Here is a 2884-nt window from a genome sequence, read left to right as displayed (position 1 = left end):
ACCACGGCCGAGCGCGACAGCGCACCGCGCAGCCCCTCGGCGGCGAGCAGCGCCTCGTCCAGAATCTCCGCGGCGATGGTCAGCACCCATCCTTGCGTATCGGGCACGAAGCGGAAGCCGTGGACGTGGCCGACGGGCACGTTGACGATCTGCATCGGCCTCAAGGGCACCATCCGCCCGTCGAGCGTCGCCTCGCCGCCGCCGCGCTCGATCAGCAGCACCTGGTGCAGCCGGGCGTGGCGGTGCACGGCCAGGGTCCAGTCGTGCAGCACCGAGCGGGACGCGATGGTCTCGCAATGCACGACGTCGGGCAGATCGCCGGACTCGCCGAACAGATTATAGATACGGATCGCCGGGGCTGCATCTCTCATGTTCGAATAGTACAAGACAATGGCGAAACCCTCCATCGGTCTGCGGGGTCAAATCTGCAAAAAAGTGCCGACGGGAGGATGCAAAAATGAAGGTTCAGGTCTGTATCATCGGCGGCGGGCCGTCCGGGCTGCTGTTGTCCCAGCTGCTGCACCTGAAGGGCATCGACACAATCGTGCTGGAGAAATACAGCCGCGACCACGTGCTCGCCCGCATCCGCGCCGGCGTGCTCGAGCACGGCTTCGCCAAGTTGATGCGCGAGGCGCAGTGCGGCGAGCGGATGGACCGCGAGGGCGAAATCCATACCGGCTTCGAGATCGCCCATGACGGCGTGCTGTCCCAGGTCGACCTGCACAAGCATTCCGGCGGCAATTCGGTGCTGGTCTACGGCCAGACGGAGCTGACGCGCGACCTCTATGAGGCGCGCGACCGTCTCGGCGGCAAGGTCGTTCACGATGCGCAGGACGTGACGCCGCATGATCTGACGTCGGACCGGCCCTACGTGACCTATCGATCGAACGGCGAGACCGTCCGCGTCGATTGCGACTACGTCGTCGGCGCCGACGGCTTCCACGGCGTCAGCCGCAAATCGATTCCGAAGGACGTCCTGCGCGAATACGAAAAGGTTTATCCGTTCGGCTGGTTGGGCGTGCTGTCGCGTACGAAACCGGTGTCGCCGGAGTTGATCTATGTGAAGCACGAGCGCGGCTTTGCGCTCTGCTCCCTGCGCTCGCAGGTGCTCAGCCGCTACTACATCCAGGTGCCGCTGACCGACAAGGCCGAGGACTGGAGCGACGATGCGTTCTGGGCCGAGCTGAAGCGCCGACTTCCGGACGCGGTCGCCGGCAACCTGATCACGGGACCGTCGATCGAGAAGAGCATCGCGCCTCTGCGCAGCTTCGTCGCCGAACCGATGAGCTATGGCCGGTTGTTCCTCGCCGGCGATGCCGCTCACATCGTGCCGCCGACAGGCGCGCGCGGGCTGAACAGCGCCGCGTCCGACATCTATTATCTCTATCACGCCATGCTCGCACATTATCAGAGCGGCGATGATTCCGGCCTTGCCGGCTATTCCGCCAAGGCGCTCGCGCGGATCTGGAAGGCGCAGCGCTTCTCCTGGTGGATGACGATGCTCCTGCATCGCTTCCCCGACCGGCTCGCATACGAGGATCGGCTGCAGCAGACGGAGCTGGAATATCTGCTCTCGTCCGAGACGGCGCAGCGCCTGCTCGCGGAGAACTACGTGGGACTGCCGTTTTAGGGTGGCGGGCTCTTAGCCTACCCTGGAGGGAAGGGTGAACGACTGCTACTTCCCTTCCAGCGTGTGAACTGGTGTCCAATCGGACGGCGGCGGATCTGCGATGAGCGCTCGCGCGCGGTCGGCAAACCGTGCCGATGCCGGATCGATCTCTGCGACACGCCCGAATGCATCGGATGCCTTCGCAAAATCCCGCGCGCGCCAGCAGGCGAGCCCCTCCGCATATGCGGCGGCCACCTTGGCTTGGTCGGCGCTCTCCGCGCCCTTGTCCGCCAATGGCTCAAACACCTTGATGGCCTCGCCGCGGCCCTGCACCCTGATCGCATCGAGCTCGCGCCAGGCGAACGCGTCGCCGGCCTGCACCATCGTCGTTTCGGAGGCCATGATCGCGGTGCCGTAATATTTGTTGGCGCCCTCGAGCCGTGAGGCGACGTTCACGGTGTCGCTCATCACGGTATAGTTGAAGCGGCGGCGCGAGCCGATATTGCCGACCACGGCTTCGCCGCTGTTGAGACCGATGCGATGCGACAGGCCGTGCCCGGCGAAAGCGGGATTGCCGGCATTGAGCTCCGCAAGCCTCGTATGGCACTTCAGCGCGGCGCGAACCGCGTTGCGAGCGTGTGCGGGATCGTCGGCTGGCGCGCCAAACATGGCGACGATGGAATCGCCGATATATTTGTCGACGTAACCGCCATGGCTTTCGATGATGTCGGTCATGGCGGACAGATATTCGTTCATCAGCGTCACCAACTCGCCCGGTGTCATGGTCTCGGCAATGGACGAGAAACCGCTGAGGTCGGAAAAGAACATGGTGACGTTGCGCATCTCGCCGCCGAGCGCCGGCATCTTGCCGGAGGTGACCATGGTCTCGATGACCTCCGGCGCGAGGTAAAAGGCGAAGCTCTTGCGCAGGAAGCGCTCGTCGCGATCGGCCAGCACGAATCTGTAGCCGGTCATGATCGCGAGCGCGGCAAGGCCGGCGAGTGCCGGCTCCGTCAACGGCAATGCCACGGCATGAACGAACGCGCTGACGGCCACGGCAGCGTAAATGGCAGTGAGAGCGAACCAGGCGATCAGCGCTCCGCTCGGCGCAAGCATGCAGGCGGCGCAAGCGATGACGAGCGCAAACGCGATCGTGAGAATGGTCCGCGCGGGGAAGCCGAGCTCGGTCAGGGCATCGCGCTCGATCAGGTTGCGAACAGCGGTGGCGTGCACGAACACGCCGGCGATGTCGCTGCGGGCGCGTTGCATGGCGCG

Annotated in this window: 3 protein-coding genes; 1 reads left to right on the top strand and 2 read right to left on the bottom strand. The window is 64.8% G+C overall.

The window, feature by feature from the left end; genetic code table 11:
* The coding region (locus MOV75_RS33110; RefSeq protein WP_246931684.1) for an AraC family ligand binding domain-containing protein at window positions 1-407 on the bottom strand (407 nt) is incomplete at its 3' end.
* Window positions 408-457: 50 nt separating this feature from the next.
* On the opposite strand from MOV75_RS33110, the gene pobA reads away from it, so the two are divergent.
* On the top strand, window positions 458-1630 hold the full coding sequence (pobA, locus tag MOV75_RS33105; RefSeq protein ID WP_246931682.1) for a 4-hydroxybenzoate 3-monooxygenase: 1173 nt from the start codon (window positions 458-460) through the stop codon (window positions 1628-1630).
* A gap of 45 nt (window positions 1631-1675) precedes the next feature.
* Here pobA and MOV75_RS33100 read toward each other — a convergent pair.
* Window positions 1676-2884, bottom strand: a 1209-nt coding sequence (locus MOV75_RS33100) for an adenylate/guanylate cyclase domain-containing protein (RefSeq protein WP_309486988.1), incomplete at its 5' end; no start/stop codon positions are given.

Origin of the sequence: Bradyrhizobium sp. PRIMUS42 (assembly GCF_023006515.1) — a bacterium.
Classification (GTDB): Bacteria; Pseudomonadota; Alphaproteobacteria; order Rhizobiales; family Xanthobacteraceae; genus Bradyrhizobium.
The sequence above is the reverse complement of the archived record's forward strand: the minus strand, read 5'-3'. Positions and strand labels throughout refer to the sequence as shown.